An 18899-nucleotide genomic window follows, 5' to 3' on the forward strand; every position below is an offset into this window, starting at 1 on the left:
CGGGGAGGTCTGGCGGATATGTGAAGTACTCTTCATAACCTACTTAGTGATAAGTAGCTGAACCGTCAGAAGTCAGCAGAGGTCATAGTATTAGTTGGTCTAGAACAACTAAGAAGGACCGAACAATTAAGAGAGAATAGCCCTTGGTATTCAGTGAGTCATGATGAACACAGAAAACGTAGTACCTCACTTGAGGGAGGAAGCGGTGAATCCCGTGGGAGACCTCTTGGAGGGTGGAGTGACCACTGGCATAAAGAGAACAGCTATTCACGGAAGTTATAAAGACTTGCGTCAATTATCTTAATTGAACCGCCGTATACGGAACCGTACGTACGGTGGTGTGAGAGGACGGGAGTTAATCGCTCCCTCCTACTCGATTTAACATTGTGATAATTGAAATTATGATGGTATATACAAGGAAAAAATCAATAAGGTGAGAACATGAGAACTTGGCGTGATGAAATTGTAAAAAAATTTGTAAACCAGCCTTATTCATTACTACTAGTTAATGATCGGGATTTTTTATTGAACGATGAAGAAATTTTACAACAATTAAGAGAGAATGAATATGAAGTCATTCATTTTAGCGATAGTATATTTATTCGTTATTTGTATGAGTCTCAACTTAAAGAGAAAGTAAAGAAAAATCAAATAAAATTAATTTTCTTTAGCAATGAAGAAAATCATACTTATTTTCCATATGATTTTTTACAAAATGGGTATTATATTGAATTAAAGATTAACGAATTGTTTCCAAAGTTTTCATCAGGAATAGTTAAACAATTAGATAAAGAAGTGTTCGATGATTTATATTCTGCTCATAAACATTATCAAGGCTCTCCTTCTGATAAGGAAACGTTGGAATACATCGTTACACATGTTTATAAAATTGTTCATGAGCTAATCGATAGTGAAGTCGAGTTATATAAATTACTTCTTTCGATTCATTACGAGCAGAAACAATTACCTTTGATTGTTCAACAGTTTTTAATCGAAAAGTTATTAGACAAGGACGTGTTTGTAGGAATACCCCTTAAAGGTTTGATTACATCCTCTAGTTATTTTTTTCAATATATAGAGAAGCAATGGGCTACATTTGTTCATCAACTCATGGAATTGAAAGAAGGAAGTGTATTAGAGAAAAGTCCTTTGTATTTAGCTCATCCATTTTCCGATCCAGATGTTAGAAGATTAATGAACGATTTATTTGCAGAAGGCTATATTAGAAAAGTAAAAACGAACGTATCATATTCCTTGCCAACTTGGATGAAGCACGGTGTAGAAGTGGATATAGATGGTTCTCTGCATGAAAAATTTCGTCATCTTCACGGAAAAATCATGGAGCAAATTACTTCTGCTTCTCGCTATAAAGATTGGATGAACATAATGGAACTGATGGCTGAATACAAGTGCTCCGTTTTAAACACAAACAAACAAGAATATGAGAGCGAAGTAAATGATCTATTCCGTCAAGTAAACGAAAAGTTCGAAAAATGGATGATGGAAAGCTATCATTCATTAACAAGTCTGCCGCCGATTCCTAAACCGAAAATGGTTCATCATATTCCTCAATTTCTTGCATCGAAGCGCGGACAAAATGAAAAAATTGCCTTAATAGTAATGGACGGAATGAGCTATGTTCAATGGAATAAAATAAAGAATTATTTAAAAGATAAAGGTTTTTCCTTTGAAGAAAATAGCGTTTATGCTTGGGTTCCAACATTAACATCTGTTTCTCGCCAAGCTATTTTCTCTGGTAATTTTCCAGCTGTATTTTCACAAAGTATTAGTACAACGGCAAAAGAAGAAAGCCATTGGAAAACGTTTTGGGAAAATAGCGGAGTATTTAAACAATATGTTTCTTTTCAAAAAGGATTAGGAAAAGAAGATTATGAAAAGGAAGGAATTGCAGCGTTTAAACGCCCAAACATTAAAATATATGGCGCTGTTATTGATATGGTCGATCAATTTATTCATGGAGCCGTACAAGGTGAAAAAAGTTTGATGTCTGAACTACATTTGTGGTTAAATACTGACTATTTAGCACGATTACTAACAGATTTGCACAGAGAAAATTTCACCATTTACATTACATCTGACCACGGGAATACTGAAAGCATAGGTATTGGAAGAATATCAGAAGGCATACTAGTAGAACAAAAAGGAGAACGTGTTCGAGTTTATACAGATGCTATTTTATTTAAAGATGCAGCCAAAAAAATCGATGGCATTTCTTGGACTGGTGTGGGATTGCCGAAGGATTATTATGCTTTATTAGCTCCATATGGACAAGCATTTGTGAATAAAAATGAGCGGATTGTAAGCCATGGTAGTATTAGTATTGAGGAAGTCATCGTACCTTTCGTGAAAGTGATACCGTCTTTAGGAGGATAACGAATGGTTAAACCAGTCGGTTTTGATCAGAAAATCATGTTACATCATTTAGATTTTACTGCGAATGAGGCAAGAAAATTATCAAGAAAGGAAATGTACGAAGTTTTAGATTATTTTTTACGGAGTGATATTAAAGGGGCAAAGTCAAGAAAAAACGCTATCACGATGTTAATGAAAATATGGTATTTAGTAGACGATGAGATTGTTCCGTTACGAGACAAAGCGCTTGAAATATTTCCTTATTTGACAAAAGAAGAGCGATTACTTGTTCATTGGGGGATGACGGTTCTCGCTTATCCATTTTTTAAAGACTTAGTATACGAAATGGGGAGGCTGTTCCGCTTACAAGATGACGTTCCTAGTGCAGTAATCGGAAGAAAAATGAAGGAGTTGTATGGCGATCGTAGACGAGTAGAAGTAGCAACAAGTGCGGTACTAACAAGTATAAAAACATGGGGAATCATTGATCTGTTGAAAGGTCGTTCATATAAGTTACACACTAAACTGGCAATAGCATCAACCGAACTCAATATGTTTATTACGGAAGTCATTCTTCGGGCGACCAATGTTACGGCCATTCCGATTGATCTACTTCAAAGTCATTTTCTATTTTTTCCGTTTTCATTTGATATAAGTGCAGGAGAATTACGCAACAATCAACAATTTCGTTTAAATAGACAAGGAATGGATATGTTAACGGTGGAATTGTCTATGTGAAGATTAGATGGCTTCTATAGTGTTCAGTGGAGGTTGAAAATTTATGTTTAACATTGGTGAAATCGTATATGGGCCGCATTTCCCAGAAAGTGTTGAAATTAAGCGTTGTGAATTATTTGGCGAGTTCTATATTATCGAAGCAATCGGGCGAGAAACCAATCAATTTTATGAAATTATGCTAGAAAAAGAGAAATTAACTGACTTAAAAAGGTTAAAAGAAAATAAAGGCGAAGGTAATATCCAAGCGAATGACATTCAAAAATATTTACAATATTTAATGCTACACAATGAGGTTAAGTACTCACGAACAAGAGCATTAGGAAACAAAAAGTTATTACCTTTACCACACCAAATTGAAGCAGTTTACGGCAGAATGCTCCAAGTCCCACAAATTCGTTTCTTGCTTGCTGATGATCCAGGTGCTGGTAAAACGATTATGTCCGGCATGCTCATTAAAGAATTAAAAGCCAGATATAGTGTGGAACGTGTTTTAATTTTAGTCCCTCCTTTAGTAGTGAGACAATGGCAAGAAGAATTGTTAGAAAAGTTTAATGAACACTTTCATATTATTAATCGAAATGTGTTAAAAGAGTATGGTGGAAAAAATCCGTTTGTTGTTAACGATTTATGCCTAGCTTCTATGTATTGGGCTTCGCGGGAAAACATTAAACTATTAATTCAAGAAGCAGAGTTTGATTTAATTATCGTTGATGAAGCACATAAGATGGCGGCTTATACACATGGAACAATAAAGAAGCGCACCACAAGAACAAAATTGTATCAATTGGGGGAATCAATCTTACATAAAGCACCGCATTGTTTGTTGCTGACTGCTACTCCGCATAAAGGAGACATGGAGAATTTCCGCCATTTAATGAAATTAATTGATGAAGATATTTTTTCTAATATAAGTGGGAATGAAAGTTTACGTGAGAAAACGAATCCGTTTATGATTAGACGCCTAAAAGAGAGCATGAAAAATTTTGACGGAACACCGTTATTTCCGAAGAGAACAACAAAAACGATTAAATATACTTTGACAGACGAAGAGCTAGCTTTATATGATGCAGTCACGCAATATGTAAGAGAGCATTTTAACCGAGCAATAAGTAACGGAAACAATAGTACTGCATTTGCGATGATGCTCCTACAGCGTCGTTTAAGTTCGTCATTGGAAGCGATTCATCTATCCCTTAAAAGAAGATATAAACGCTTAGTTAAATTATTCAAGCAAACAGAACAAGAGAGACAAAATTATATTAAGAAGTTAGGACAACTGGAGTTAGAAAATTATTTGGAGGAGGCAAATGATCAACAAGAATTAATTGAGAAAAAGCTGGAGAAAGCTATCGATACAGTTGATATGACGGAATTAAAAAAAGAAATAATAGTGTTAAAGAAATTAATTGAACAAACGGAAAATCTTAAGTTTTACGCGGTAGAGAAAAAGTATCAAGAATTAGAGAAAACATTGTTTGGGACCAATGGACTGCTTCAGCAAAACGAGAAGATTCTCATTTTTACGGAGTCTACAGATACGTTGAATTATTTAGAAAGAAAACTTCTTGAGCATGTACCAAAAATCGCAAAAATCGTTGGTAGTTTTTCAATGGATGAGCGTCGAAGACAAGTTGAGCTTTTCCGAAACGAGTGTCAAATTATGCTTGCAACTGATGCGGGTGGAGAATCTATCAATCTCCAATTTTGTAATCAAATTATTAACTACGATATTCCTTGGAACCCAAATAAATTAGAACAGCGAATGGGGCGCATTCATCGTATCGGGCAAAAGAACGAAGTGTTTGTGTTTAATTTAGTAGCAGAAAATACTCGAGAAGGTAATGTGATGATTCGCTTGCTGGAAAAAATGGAGCGGATGAAAGAAGATCTAGGAGCTGACTTGGTTTATAATTTTATCGGAGAGGTTTTAGAAGAAAAGTTTGATAGTTTAGCAAACTTGATGCAGGAAGCCATTATAAATCGTGAACATTTAGATGATGTCATTGCAAACATGGAAAAAACATTGTCTGAAGAGCATAAAAAGTTGATAAAACTTATGCAGGAAGAACGAATGGCAGGAGATCCGCTCGATTTATCTAGTTTAAAACGGGAACAAAATGATCTGACAGTAAAGCGTATTCCAATTCGGGCATATACAGATTTAGCAACTTATATTTTAGAAAAGAAAAAAAGAAAAAAGTGCGAGTTTATAAAACAAATGATGGCAAAGTAAAACGAATTGAACGCTTACCAAAATTTATTCGAGATAGCCTGCATGAATTTTCGCGTTATCAAGGAGAAAGCTACCGTTTTACAGGTATTCGTGAATATGAATCCGAGGAAGTGACATTATTAAATAGTGATCATCCAATTTTTAAATTAAGCATGGATTTAATGAAAAAAGAAAATGAAAAGCGTTCTTGGGGGAGATACTTAATCACTTGTGATATTCCAGAACCATTAATGGTAGAGGTATACAATATGAGCATTGTAGATGGAACAGGAAAAGAACTTGAGAATCATTATATTCATTTAGCAAAACGAGAAAATGGTGAAATTATTGTGCTAGATCCATACTGGTTATTTGTTGGCCATTTTCATGAAAACTTTATAGAATTAAATGATAATGCGACAAGCGAATTTACAGGATATGTTCTAAAGCACTCATCTTTCATTAGAGATCAAGTTCAAACCAAACGTCAAAAACAATTAGATAAGCTTCTAGCGTTCCTAGAGAAATCTTTTAATGATCAATATCGTAACGCGCTAGAGAAATTAGAAAAATACCAACAAGAAAATATAGAAAATCGCAATAGTGCTCTTATTAACCAAATGAACGCTCATCTAATTGACTTAGATATGAAAAAAGAAGAACGATTAAACATCATTCGTCGCCAAAAGAATATAAGCATGAAGCCACCAAAGAAAATACTTTCTTTACAACTTGCACCTTCAGGACGTAGTAAGAGAGTCATGTCTATTGACTATAAAAATATAGTGGAAAAATACGAAAAAGAAAACGGACGGATAAATATAAAAATGTTTGATTGCCTAGCGTTAGTCGATTTTTATAGCGAACGCTTTAACGGCGAAGAACGCTATATCATCCTAACGAACGATCCAAACTATATGCCATCAGAGGAACATCTTGAAGATTTAGCTGATATTTTGAATAAAGTGTACATTTATGTTGTTAAGAACGGCGAGATTATCGAGGAACGAGCAATGGAAAAAGAACTGATGTTTTTCTAAAAGATTTTTACTCAACTTTCGCACACAGAAATATTTAAGCATTGCTTGATATAATTAGGTATAGTGGCCAACCATTTATTCATTTGATTTTTAAAGATGTCCATGTTCAAAGAAACCTCGGCTTCCGCCAAAGTTTGGAAAAGGTCAATAAGTGATTGAAGGGCAGTAATAAAATCTATGTCTTTTACATCTTCGCAAAGGATGTAAAAAAGGTTGCCAATCGTCTTAGGATCCTCCTCTTTTCGCATTTGCCAAGCAATGAGAATATATCGTGTAAAAACAATGGTTGTATGGCTAATTAACATGTCGTAGGAACGTCCCTGGAATTCTTTCTCTAAATTTAAAAGGGATTTATTGCATTTGAAGAAGACTTCAATGTCCCAACGCATGCCGTAAATACGAATGATCTCTTCATTTTCTAATGTTGTATCTGTGCTGAGAATGGCAAGCCATTCGCTCCGTTTATTACGGTTTCGTACAAATAGAATTTTTACTGGAATTCCATTGTCTAAAGTAGCATAAACGGATCCGCGAATGTCTTTTTTACCCATGTGAGGTTTTGCCAATTTGTAAAGTTGATTCAGTGTGAAACGTTCACCATTGTAAACGTATCGCTGCTTTAATTGCTTCACCAAGCCAATGACAAATAACCCTTTGTTCGTAATCTTCTCAATTAAAGGCGCTTGTGTAAACCAGGAATCCATGAGAACATAGTCAGCTATAATCCCTTTTTCAAGCGCATGATCAAGTAAAGCTGAAGCCACGTCCGGTTTTGATTTCAGAGCTTCCTGGCGACGCTTATAGCCAGATGTTCGTTTATCAATATTGGTATTGATTTCTTGCAGGCGATTTTCCTTTTTCGGTGAACTTAGAAGAGCAAAATCAACGGGAATAAAAGTAAAACTATCGGTCCAGCCAAGGGTAAGCATTTGAAACCCTTTCAAGTACTGATGGGTAGAGTGATCAAAAACCTTAGCCAACAGTTCAACCGACTTACTACGGTTTCTTGAAAAGACAGAATCATCAATCACAAAAGCTGTGACACGATCTTTTGAAGTTAATGGTTGAAGCAGACGGATCATTTCACTGCTTAATGAAAGCAGAAACTTTCTCCAATGATAGGTTGGTGTATTTAAAAAGCGATAGACTGTATCCTTTCCGGGCAGATCCTGAGATCGTTTACTCATAAAAGCACGAAACCAGTTCTTATATTGGAAGACTAAAAGAAAAATCAGTTTGAAAACAGTAAGACAAGAATACCCGGAAAGTTTCGTAATATTCGCTTTTCTTAAATGATATCCAATATTTAATTCGGAAAATCCTTGTTTAATTTCTTTTGGTAATTGCGCAAAGTAGTCTTTATTCGTTATCATAGTGGTGACACCTTTCTTTTGGATTTGGTTTCGTCACCAATATTTTACCAAAAGAATAGGTGTCTTTCTTTATGTTTTAAAAAATGTCAAATGATAATTTTGTACTTCCCAAAACCATTTACATCAAGCATTTAAACAAGATTTTGGACTGCGAAAGCTGAGATTTTTATTTATAAACATCTTCTAAATCTTAAGGAGAGGAATGGGGAAAAAATTATTTACATAAACGACGATGGTGTATCCGAATAACGACCGTACATTATGGAACATTGGCATAAAATCAGCGCTTCTATACTCAAAGGAAACTACAAGCCACAAACCAGTCCGACGAGTCGAAATCCTGAAATCGAACTGCGGTAAACGGAAAAAGAGAGGTGTTGAAGAAATGAAAGCAAAAGGGCTGGCCAAGGTAAACATCGAATTCGAGCTGGCTGTCATCGCCCATAACTTTCTGAAACAGAAGGAAAAGAACCGCCTGCTTTAAAAAGAAGATCACGAAATAGAGAGAACCCGACGAGAAAAATGATTTTATCTCGACGGGTTTTTCTTGTTTAAAAGGGGCTTTTGAGACAACCCCTTTTCAATCCATGAAAGGCAATCTGACGATGAAAGTAGTGCCTTTGCCTGGTTGGCTTTCTGCTTCTATTGTGCCGCCATGGGCTAATACGAATTCCTTGGCGATAGCGAGCCCCAATCCCATACCGCCATTGTTGCGTGTTCGCGCTTCATCTGTACGGTAAAACCGATTGAAAAGAAAAGGGAGTTGTTCAGGTTCAATGCCAATTCCAGTATCAGAAATCGCAACGCAAAGAACACGACTCTTTTCGTTCTCTGTCGTTTCCTCATCAATCGTAATGGTTATAGAACCACCCGAGGGCGTATAGCGGACGGCATTGACAACCAAGTTGAGGAAAACTTGTGTCATTCGATTCGGATCCACAAGAACTGTGGCTGTATCGCTAAAACAATTCAGTGTAATGTGAATTCCTTTCTTTTCACAGTCGGGAGTGACGCGATCAATGACCCGCTGTAGAAGTACAGGAATATTGGTTGGTTTACGTTCGAGCGGCAGCTTTTTCGCTTCAGCAAGCGTCAACTGGTGAAGGTCGTCAACGAGACGAGTTAAACGAATTAGTTCATCTTGTAGAGGAAGCAAGCTTTCGGGTTTGATGGAATAACCACTTTGCTGGATGAAATCCAGTTTACCTCGAATGATCGTTAACGGTGTCCGCAATTCATGGGCCACATCCGCCACCAGATTTTTTCGAACTTCTTCGGCTCGCTGCAATTGCTTAGACATTTCGTTGAATGCTTCGGCAATTTTTCCGTACTCATCGTTTGTTACGACGGGTATTTGATATCCGAATTCGCCTTTTCCTAAACGATCGATAGCGGGAACCAGTTTACGAAGCGGTGCGGTTAGCCGCTTCGACAACCAATAGGCGACTAGGAGGGAGAGCAGCACGAAAATAATGGCACCCGCAATCAAAAGAAAAGTCACTGAACTGCTTACACCGAGGCGCAATTTCGCAATATTGCCGACTTCTTGGTCGTAATAATATAAATAAGCAATCGTTTTTCCATCTAATTGTACGTTTTGTCGAATGCCTAATTTCGTTATAAATCCATAGCTAGCGTTTCCGTCCTTATACAATTGTTTGTGTTTTAGGGATAATAATACAAAACTTGCCTTTTCATGGCTGTTCCAGTCTGTTTTATTGATATTCACTTGCCGGATGCCGTCCCAAGAATCCCCGTGTTTTTGATAGTAATCCACAAATAGGGTGGATAATCCTTTCATTTCTTTGCTTCTGTCCACATCCAACATATTTTCAAGTATTCCTCTGACAACAAACTGAGTTAAAAAGGAGAATAACAACCCCATCGCTATAATAAAGGAGGCCATCGCGACAAATAGTTTGCGGCCAACAGTCATGTCCCATCACCAAATCTGTAGCCGAAACCATAGACGGTTTGAATGTAGACAGGGTGAGATGGATCGTCTTCGATTTTTTTGCGGAGACGGCTAATATGAGCGTCTACTGTCCGCTCGTCATTCAAAATATCATCTTCCAATGCTGCTTGTAATAGCTGCAGTCGGCTGTAAACGATATTGGGCTTAGCGGCCAGTGTGAGAAGAAGTTTAAACTCCGTTGGGGTAAGCGAAATTTCTTTTCCTCGTTTCCACACGCGGCATTGCGTTTCCGAAATGGTTAATTCTCCGCGTTGCATCATTTCCTCATCGTATTCTTTCTCTTCAATTCGTCGAAGTACCGAACGAATCCGCGCAGCCAATTCTCTCAATGAAAAAGGTTTTGTCATATAGTCATCGGCCCCGACTTCCAATCCGACGATTTTGTCGGCTTCGTCCGTTCGAGCGGTTACCATAATAATGCCCATGCGACTTTTTTGACGAAGTTTACGACATACTTCTATGCCGCTCATTTCTGGAAGCATCCAGTCCAGTATGGCTAGAGATGGCCTATGTTCCTCGGCTTTCTTTAATGCTTCTTTTCCAGTTTTGGCGGTGATGATTCGAAACCCTTCCTGACGCAAAAATGATTCCATAAATTCGAGCACTTTTTCTTCATCATCGACCAGCAGCAATGTATGTGTCATACATCCTTTCCTTTCTTATCATCTTCTTACTCATTATACCCTCTTGTTTTGGTGATTTTAAAAAATTCATCCAATCCGTAATAGATCTTCAAAAGTTTGCAACATTGTCTTGGTAGGATAAGAACGTCACCAATCCAAAGAATATGGGTGGGAAAGAAGGGGGATAGACAAAAACACTAAAATCCGATTCGTCAATATGGCAAAGAAATCAGTTTCGTCAGCATTATGGTCATTTCCCAATGAGAGAATATTGGGGAACACCCAGAAATTATTCAAATAGGCAATCTTTTTGAATGGATATGAAATTCCCTTTCAAGCAGTTAGCCAAGGCCTATGGATGGAGGAGCGCCATCGCTTAGGTCCTTGCAGTCTGTTATAGGCGTAGTGAAAAGATGAGATATTATGAAAATATTTTGTGTTGGAGCTGCGTTTTTCGTCAAAATGGAAGAAAGGATGGTTCGAATGAATAAAACGATTTTAGTGACGGTGGTCTTACTTGCAGGATTATTTGTAGGATTGGTGTTTGCTGTAGCCATTACAGATAGTGTTTACCAAATGTTTGGGGTTTCATTTGGCACGCTTATTTTTCTGCTGCCAGTTGTTGGTGCGGGAACCGCTCTTATACTGTTTTTGCGTAAACAGACTCAATAAAAGAACACTTGCTACGGCATAAACGAGGCTCTATTCGACATGGACGAAGCCTTCAAGATAGATTATAAGGGGTAATAAAAGGCTTGTATTGGCCTAAAAATCAGAAACAGCATATATAAATTTATCCCCCTAACCATCACGATGACGGAAGGGGGATAGAATACTATGTTTTCTTTCTTAAGTTTATAGTCTATTATTTTGCTGGCAAAGTGTCTTAATAATGCTGGACACGAAAAGTGTTGCCAATTGTCTTGTTGAAAAATGATAGATCTAAAACATCTGTTGTAACATTCATGAAGAGAATATCGGCTTTGTTGCCCTAGAATACAACCTTATTTTCCTTCATTGATTTTAACTGGTTGTGCTCTGAAATTGGTGGATAGTTGATCATTCGTCATAAACATTACAAATAATAATGTCAGCAGCGCTGGAATAAGACTCCACACAAAGGTATGGGCAATGGAAGATGACAACGCTGATGTGATTTTATCAAGCACTGGTTCCGGAATGTGGGAGCGCGTGTCCGGCGATAGTATCGCTCTTGGATCTTTGAAATTCAAGTTTTGTGGTGCTTGCGACATGCCACTGAATGTGTCCGTTAAATTATGTTTAAAAAGATTTCTTTGAATGATTCCAAACACCGTGACCCCGATCGTCATTCCAAGCGAACGCAAAAAGGAATTGGTTGAACTGGCCGCCCCACGATCTTTATGCTGAAAATGGTGGATAGCCGCCATACCTAAAACGGAAAAAGAAGCACCTACCCCTAATCCGGTTATAATCATATACAAGGTAATCATAAGGCGAGAAGTATGGACTGTTATTGTGCTTAATAGAAACATGCCGATAATGAAAATCGATGTAAAGATGATCATGACGTTTCGATAACTCATTTTATTGGCTAAAAAACCGCCTAATTGAGCGGATACCGTCGTCGCTAACATCATCGGCAGTAAAACCAGCCCTGAATTCGTTGCTGAACCGCCGATCACTCCTTGGATAAAAATTGGAATGTACACGGTGGCAACTATATAGGTGGCTCCGGAAAAGAACCCTACAAGATTGCTTGCTGCAAACAAACGTTTTCTAAACATATGATAGGAAATAATGGGTTCTTTTGCCTTTGTCTCCACATAAAGAAACAGCAAAAATAAAACAGCGAAAGCGGAAAATAAACCGATGATGACTTTGGAGCTCCATTCAAATTGGTTTCCGCCCAGTTCAAGAGCAAACATTAGGCAGATGATCGCGGGAACGAGTGTAACGACTCCCCACCAATCAATTTTTTGCTTCGCATGAACAGGCGATTCGCGGTAAAAAAAGGTAACGAAAAAGAACGATAGAAGACCAATAGGGATGTTAATATAAAATACCCAGCGCCAATCGAAGTAATCCGTGATATAAGCGCCAAGCAATGGTCCGAATATGCTCGACAAACCAAATACCGCTCCAAAAAAACCTCCCATTTTTCCGCGTTTTTCAGGAGGAAAAAGATCAAACATAATGGCAAAGGCAATAGGAACTAACGCACCACCGCCAATTCCTTGAATCGCCCGAAAAAGGCTGAGCTGAACAATGTTTTGGGCAACGCCGCATAACATCGAACCAGTTAAAAACACGATTAGCCCAAAAATGAAAAACCGTTTTCGACCATACATATCCGAAAGTTTTCCAAAAATCGGCATCCCAGCCATCTCGGCCACCATATAAGCGGATGTTACCCAAACAAATTTGTCCAGTCCTCCAAGATCCGCTACAATGGTCGCCATAGCCGTTGCCACAATGGTGTTATCGATTGCCGCAACGAAAATTCCTAATAATAAACCTGCCACAACCCACGCTATGTTCGTTTCTTTCTTTTTCACCGAAAGCCACCTCCCCTTAAATGGAACGATTCGATTCTATACTTTTTTACTATCTATTACAATCGCTTTTTCATCTTGTTGAAAGCTGGTTTGATATTCTACCAGATCAATCTCACAACCTGGACCAATTGTCACTTCTTTTCCTCTGACAACTTTTGCTTTCGTATATTCTAAATAAATGTCATCTCCTTCAATACTTTCTGCAACGAGCTTGGCGGAATCCTGTCTAAATCGTTTTAGAAAATTGATGACATTAAATGCTTTGCTTTTGGTGACGCGAATGACTTCTCCGCCAATTTCCGCAATGCGGCTATCCTCAAAATGAAGATAGAGAGATACTTTTTCTGCATTTAACGTTCTGCCAATGGCAACGGCTCCTTTTAAGGAAATAGAATCCGCTTCACAATCGTTTTCAATCTTCAATTCGCCATAACCATGAATATGTCCTCCGACTAAACGTTCTTTTATATGAACGGCTCCGCGAAGGTTTAAATCTTTCATCGTGGCATGACCTTGTATATCGGCTTCTCCAAAAATCTTGATGGACTCTGCCTCTACATTTCCCTTCATATTTGCCTGACCGAAAATGTCAATCGTTTTTGCCTTGACGAGCCCGTTTGCGTCGGCAGTTCCAAACACTTTCCATTGAACGCAATGCAAGTCTCCATTAATGGTGCCTTCTCCGCGAATTTTTACTTTGTTGAAAGTTCCTCCAGAAGTAATACCAGTACCGTTCACCGTTAAATGACGCAGCACATCATTTTCCACCCTCAGTCTCCCTCCTCTATAATTTTTTGCTGGTTTTGACTTTTGATCTTTTATCGCATTGAAAATGATTTTTATATTCCACAAATTCTATGTCGCAGCCGGGACCAAGTATCACTCGGTTTCCTCTCACTACTTTTGCTTTTGTATTCTCCAAATAAATTTCGTCTCCTTCAATGCTTTCAGCGTTTAATACGGCATTGAAGAACCACTTTTTAAAAAATATCCTTCTTTGTTTTTTCACTTCAATGTTCTCGCCGCCAATTTCTTTTGCCTGACAATTTCCAAACAACTGAATTTGAATTTTTCCTGCATTTAATAATCCACCGACACGGAAACTCCCGTTTGTTTCAAATACTTCTGATGCACAATCACCTGAGATCGTCGCTCCGCCGTGAATACGCAACTCTTCCGCCTGTACATTTCCTTTCACTTTTCCGCTTCCGTTAAAACGAACTTCTTTGCACTCCACATCTCCGACAATGCTAGCTTTGCCCTGGATTTTTATCTTCTCTGAGTGCAGCGCTCCGTGCATATTCGCTGTCCCGGCAACATAGGTTGTTTCTGATTTCACATTGCCATAAATTTTGGCATTTCCTTGAATGTTCAATTCGATACAATCAAGATCGCCTTGCAATTCACCATTTCCGGAAATTTTTACTAGGTTGTAATTTCCGCCAGAAGCATTTCCGAAACCTGCGATCACTAAATCCTGTCTTTCCACCCGTTATCCCTCCAGTATTTTCATTTTTAATTCCTCCATGCAGCTTGATAAATGAAGACGGGCCACTACTTTTACATCCTCTTCAAAATACACGTCGTTTCCGCTCGCCACTAACATACAGGTGGATATTCCCATTTTGCGTATCAAAATCAATTCACCACTTCGACTTTGAAGTTTTGGATAATGGGTCTCTAATACATTCAAGATGATTTTACCCTCTTCCAAACTGATGTCTCCGGATTGGAGAAGCTTTTCCAGCGCATAGAGTTGAAACAGTTGAACAAATGAAAATGTATCATGTTCCCCTTTTTGTTCTTTATAAAAACGCAATGTCATTAACGAAACAATGTTACGATTAAGAAGTTCCTCGTTGCTGAGTGTGATATCTGCAGGGTTAGGAGAAAACATACTCGCCAATTCATCCAATGATAAATCGTCTTTCATATTTTTAATGTTTTCTATTCTTGTTAATATTTTTTCTTTCGGAAAAAACGTTTCTTGTCCGGTAAAAGTCGATTTTCGAATGAACCATTCTTCGGGAATTAACTTTTTTCGTTTCCAACGATACAGCTGTCCGTAAGAAATTCCGGTTAATTCGAGCAACTCTTTTTTAGAAATCAGTTCTTGTTCCACCGCTTGGCACCTCCTTCACACGAAAAAGTGTAACATAACAATGTTACGTTGTAAATAAAATATACCGTTCATATTTCCTGTGAACCGGATCAGACAAAACGATGAGCAAAAAAGGAATGAAGATCTTTTTTCATTATTCATTTAGGAATTACTATCTCTATGAATACCATTGGCGCTTTCATTAAAATAAAAGGCAGCCATCCCAATTTGGCTGCCTATTCTTGTATTAAACGATAAATTTTTTTCACTTTTTCCCGAAACGGCTCGACATGAACAAACCGTGCTTCTCGAAGTACTATTAATGCATGCTAGTATGAAAAAACAGTAGGAGATTAGGAACTTGGAATATCCGTTATCTTTGATCGAACTAATTTCCTATAAACATCAGAATAAACTCCAGATCGAAAAAAGAGTCGAGGCTTTTATTTTTTTGTGAGGTAACTATATGGAGCTAGAGTTAATTCTTATGTCATCAAGACTAGTAAAAAGATTTCATTACAGTGGAGAATTTTAGAAAGTTTTTTATAACTCTTGTACATTTTCGACATTATTCGACAATTTGTTGGTTATTATTTTAGTACAATATAATTATTCTATACAATCGAACGATTATTACAAGTTGGTATGTTGGAGCGGAGTGTTCAAATAAAGGAGTTAATAAAAATGGCAAGAATTATTGATAATAAACAAAGTGGTCTTGTAGGAGATGTTTTAAAAGATTGTATTACAAAGGGCAGTAAACTATCGATAGCAGCTGCTCACTTAACTTTATACGCATTTGTCGAATTAAAAAAAGAACTTTCACTATTAGATGAATTTCGCTTTATTTTTACAGAGCCTGCTTTTATTGAAGGAGAAAATATTTTAAAAGAACAAATTGAAAAAAATGAAGCATTCTTATACGGCGTCGAAGAAGAGAGAAAATATAAAATTGAACTAAATCAGGCATATATAGCTAAACAGTTTGCAAAATGGTTAAAGAGAAAAGCACAAATCAAATCCGTTACAACAAAGCGCATTCAAGGGGGATTTTATCATGTTAAAAATAAAGATGGTACCCAAATTGGGCTAGTTGGTGGAGCGCCCTTTTCAAGTCCGGGATTAGGATATAGCAACTCCTCAAGCATGTACATTAACAATATTGTTGACGACTTAGAAACAAATAAGCAATTAATTCGTAATTTTGATGACATTTGGCAAAATGAATATGTTTTACAAGATGTGAAAGAACAAATACTACGGCGTTTAAAAGTGTTATATAAAGAAAATTCGCCCGAGTTTATTTACTTTGTCACTCTCTACAATCTTTTTAAAGATTTTTTACAGGATACAAAAAATTACGAGGTATTGCAAACAAAAACTGGATTTGAAAATACAGTAATTTGGAATAAACTATACGACTTTCAGCGTGATGGCGTAATTGGTGCCATTAATAAAATTGAAACGTACGGAGGTTGCATCATTGCTGATAGCGTTGGTCTTGGGAAAACGTTTGAAGCGTTAGCCATCATTAAATATTATGAATTACGAAATCATCGTGTTCTCGTGTTGGCTCCAAAAAAGTTAAGGGAAAATTGGGAAGTTTACCGTTTAAATGATAAAAGAAATATCCTGATAGATGACCGCTTTTCTTATGATCTTTTAAACCATACAGACTTATCGCGAGAGCGTGGATACAGTGGTGCAATTAATTTAGAACATGTAAATTGGGGAAATTACGATTTGGTGGTCATTGACGAATCACATAATTTTCGCAATAATGACCCACGCAAGAGCCACATTACTCGCTATACTCGGTTAATGAATGATATTATAAAATCCGGTGTTAAGACTAAAGTTCTTATGCTCTCTGCCACTCCAGTCAACAATAAGCTTGATGATTTAAAAAATCAAATTGCCTTTATTACAGAAGGTAATGACAAAGCATTAGCAGAGACAGCCAATATTAAACTCATTAGCCAAACGATTCGGCGTGCGCAATCACAATTCAACAAATGGAGCGATCTTCCGGAAAATGAGCGTACTACTGAGAAACTGCTGGATATGTTGAGTTGGGATTATTTTGCATTGCTTGATTCGCTGACTATTGCTCGTTCTCGTCGTCACATTGAAAAGTATTATAACATAAAAGCTATCGGAAAATTTCCACAGCGATTAAAGCCGATAAATATTAAAAAGACGATCGACGTTAAAAATGAATTTCCTCCTCTTTCAGTGATCAATAATGATATCTTACGGTTGCATTTTGCGATCTATTCACCGATGAAATATATTTTACCACATAGGAAATCGTTTTATTATGAGAAGTACGATACAAAAGTGTCAAACGGGCGTGTTTTGAAACAAACCGACCGTGAAAACAACCTGGTTTACTTAATGAAAACGAATTTGCTGAAACGGCTCGAGAGCAGTATTCATTCTTTTTCGTTAACCTTAGAAAGCATTATCAAGAAAATTGATTTACATATCCGTAAAATCGAAAATTATCATTCATCCTTTGAACCCATTGAAAACGATGATGATATTGATTTGGACGATCCTGAACTTGAAGATGCTTTAATTGGATCAAAAGTAAAAATTTTGCTTCAAGATATTGATTTAATTCGTTGGAAAGAAGATTTATTGTATGATCGAGACATTTTAGTAAAGCTGTTAAAACGTGCTAAGCGAATCACTCCTGATCGTGATCAAAAATTATTGGCTCTCAAAGAAATTATTCAAACGAAAATTGAGAATCCAATTAATGGTCAAAATAAGAAATTATTAATTTTTACAGCGTTTGCTGATACAGCAAAATATTTATATGAGAATTTACATCAGTGGATTTTACATAATTTCGGGCTGCACTCTGCTGTTGTTACAGGTTCTGATCATCCAAAGACAACATTGAAGATGAAAAAAGTCGATTTCAATAGCGTGTTAACGAACTTTTCACCCATTTCTAAAGAGAGAGAAAAAGTCATGCCGAATATGACGGAAGAGATTGATATTCTCATTGCAACAGATTGTATTTCGGAAGGGCAAAACTTGCAAGATTGCGATTATCTCGTCAACTATGATATCCACTGGAACCCAGTGCGCATTATTCAACGATTTGGAAGAATTGACCGGCTAGGAAGTAAAAATGAATGTATTCAATTAGTGAACTTTTGGCCATCGATGGAGTTAGATGAATATATTAATCTAGTCGGCAGGGTCAAAGACCGAATGACCATTCTTGATATTTCTTCCACGGGCGAAGAAAACGTTATCGCCGATAACAGCAACGAAATGAAAGATCTCGAATATCGCCGTAAACAACTAGAAAAATTACAAAACGAAGTCATTGATTTAGAAGATATTTCTGGGAATATTTCATTAACCGATTTCACGATGGATGATTTTCGAATGGATTTATTAAATTTCATGAAGAAAAACAAAGATGTAATCGAGAATGCCCCTCTAGGTTTATTTAGCATTACAACGAATAAAAATGAAAAACTGCGAGAAGAAATTAAGCCCGGGATTATTTTCTGCTTGAAACAAATCAATAATTTCACAGCGTCTAGTGAGCAAAATGCGCTTCATCCATATTATTTGGTTTATGTGAAAGAAGACGGTGAAGTGTTATATAACCAAGTCCATATCAAGAAAATTCTCGATATCTATCGTTCGTTATGTAATGGACAAAAGGATGTAGAAGAAGACTTATATGCTACGTTTTATGAAGAAACAAACAACGGAAAAGAAATGGGAAAATATAAATCGTTATTAGAAAAAGCAGTTGAAGATATTTCGGGAAAAATAGATCAGCAATTGACATTAAATATTTTTAGTTTAGGAAACTTAGACAGCCTTGCGACAAGTGCAAATACAAGCTTGCAGGATTTTGAAATCATTTCTTATCTCATTATAAAAGGGTGAGAG

General features: G+C 37.0%; 13 protein-coding genes. 6 read left to right on the forward strand and 7 right to left on the reverse strand.

The genetic code is table 11. The annotated features are described in order from the left end of the window. The first annotated feature begins 441 nt into the window (after positions 1–441). The 4 genes from pglZ to NST12_RS01250 are packed head-to-tail and all read left to right on the forward strand — an operon-like array spanning position 442 to position 6363. Positions 442–2394 (forward strand): BREX-3 system phosphatase PglZ, encoded by a 1953-nt coding sequence (gene pglZ, locus NST12_RS01235; protein ID WP_341100061.1) that lies wholly within the window; start codon positions 442–444, stop codon positions 2392–2394. A 3-nt stretch (positions 2395–2397) separates the two neighbouring features. After that, positions 2398–3111: a hypothetical protein gene (locus tag NST12_RS01240; RefSeq protein ID WP_270584553.1), complete on the forward strand. Its 714-nt coding sequence runs from the start codon at positions 2398–2400 to the stop codon at positions 3109–3111. A 43-nt stretch (positions 3112–3154) separates the two neighbouring features. Further along, on the forward strand, positions 3155–5344 hold the full coding sequence (locus tag NST12_RS01245; protein ID WP_341100062.1) for a DEAD/DEAH box helicase: 2190 nt from the start codon (positions 3155–3157) through the stop codon (positions 5342–5344). Beyond that, complete coding sequence (locus NST12_RS01250) at positions 5311–6363, forward strand: hypothetical protein (RefSeq protein WP_341100063.1); 1053 nt, start codon at positions 5311–5313, stop codon at positions 6361–6363. Before NST12_RS01245 ends, NST12_RS01250 begins: the two co-directional genes overlap by 34 nt. Positions 6364–6374: 11 nt before the next feature. Here the strand turns inward: NST12_RS01250 and NST12_RS01255 are convergent, their stop codons facing one another. The 3 genes from NST12_RS01255 to NST12_RS01265 all read right to left on the reverse strand — a co-directional run bounded on the left by NST12_RS01255 (position 6375) and on the right by NST12_RS01265 (position 10355). After that, on the reverse strand, positions 6375–7736 hold the full coding sequence (locus tag NST12_RS01255; protein ID WP_087960047.1) for an IS4 family transposase: 1362 nt from the start codon (positions 7734–7736) through the stop codon (positions 6375–6377). Between the two features lie 580 nt (positions 7737–8316). Next, positions 8317–9672, reverse strand: coding sequence for a sensor histidine kinase (locus NST12_RS01260; RefSeq protein ID WP_341100064.1), 1356 nt, complete (start codon positions 9670–9672; stop codon positions 8317–8319). Next, positions 9669–10355 carry a response regulator gene (locus NST12_RS01265; protein ID WP_048622457.1) on the reverse strand — a complete coding sequence of 229 codons (687 nt, stop codon included), beginning with the start codon at positions 10353–10355 and terminating at the stop codon, positions 9669–9671. Before NST12_RS01265 ends, NST12_RS01260 begins: the two co-directional genes overlap by 4 nt. A 402-nt stretch (positions 10356–10757) precedes the next feature. Between NST12_RS01265 and NST12_RS01270 the strand changes: the two genes are divergently transcribed. Beyond that, complete coding sequence (locus NST12_RS01270) at positions 10758–11006, forward strand: hypothetical protein (RefSeq protein WP_244878027.1); 249 nt, start codon at positions 10758–10760, stop codon at positions 11004–11006. A gap of 332 nt (positions 11007–11338) precedes the next feature. On the opposite strand, the gene NST12_RS01275 is transcribed toward NST12_RS01270, so the two are convergent. The 4 genes from NST12_RS01275 to NST12_RS01290 are packed head-to-tail and all read right to left on the reverse strand — an operon-like array spanning position 11339 to position 14993. Next, positions 11339–12871, reverse strand: a complete 1533-nt coding sequence (locus tag NST12_RS01275) for an MDR family MFS transporter (RefSeq protein ID WP_270584748.1) — start codon at positions 12869–12871, stop codon at positions 11339–11341. 36 nt (positions 12872–12907) lie between these two features. Next, positions 12908–13639, reverse strand: coding sequence for a polymer-forming cytoskeletal protein (locus NST12_RS01280; RefSeq protein ID WP_341027819.1), 732 nt, complete (start codon positions 13637–13639; stop codon positions 12908–12910). Positions 13640–13655: 16 nt separating this feature from the next. Beyond that, positions 13656–14360 carry a polymer-forming cytoskeletal protein gene (locus NST12_RS01285; protein ID WP_327796765.1) on the reverse strand — a complete coding sequence of 235 codons (705 nt, stop codon included), beginning with the start codon at positions 14358–14360 and terminating at the stop codon, positions 13656–13658. 3 nt (positions 14361–14363) lie between these two features. Then, complete coding sequence (locus tag NST12_RS01290; protein WP_341100065.1) at positions 14364–14993, reverse strand: YhbD family protein; 630 nt, start codon at positions 14991–14993, stop codon at positions 14364–14366. 663 nt (positions 14994–15656) lie between these two features. On the opposite strand from NST12_RS01290, the gene NST12_RS01295 reads away from it, so the two are divergent. Next, positions 15657–18896, forward strand: coding sequence for a helicase-related protein (locus NST12_RS01295; RefSeq protein WP_341100067.1), 3240 nt, complete (start codon positions 15657–15659; stop codon positions 18894–18896). Positions 18897–18899 lie beyond the last annotated feature (3 nt).

Source organism: Bacillus sp. FSL W8-1127 (genome assembly GCF_038006725.1).
Classification (GTDB): domain Bacteria; phylum Bacillota; class Bacilli; order Bacillales; family DSM-4216; genus Bacillus_O; species Bacillus_O smithii.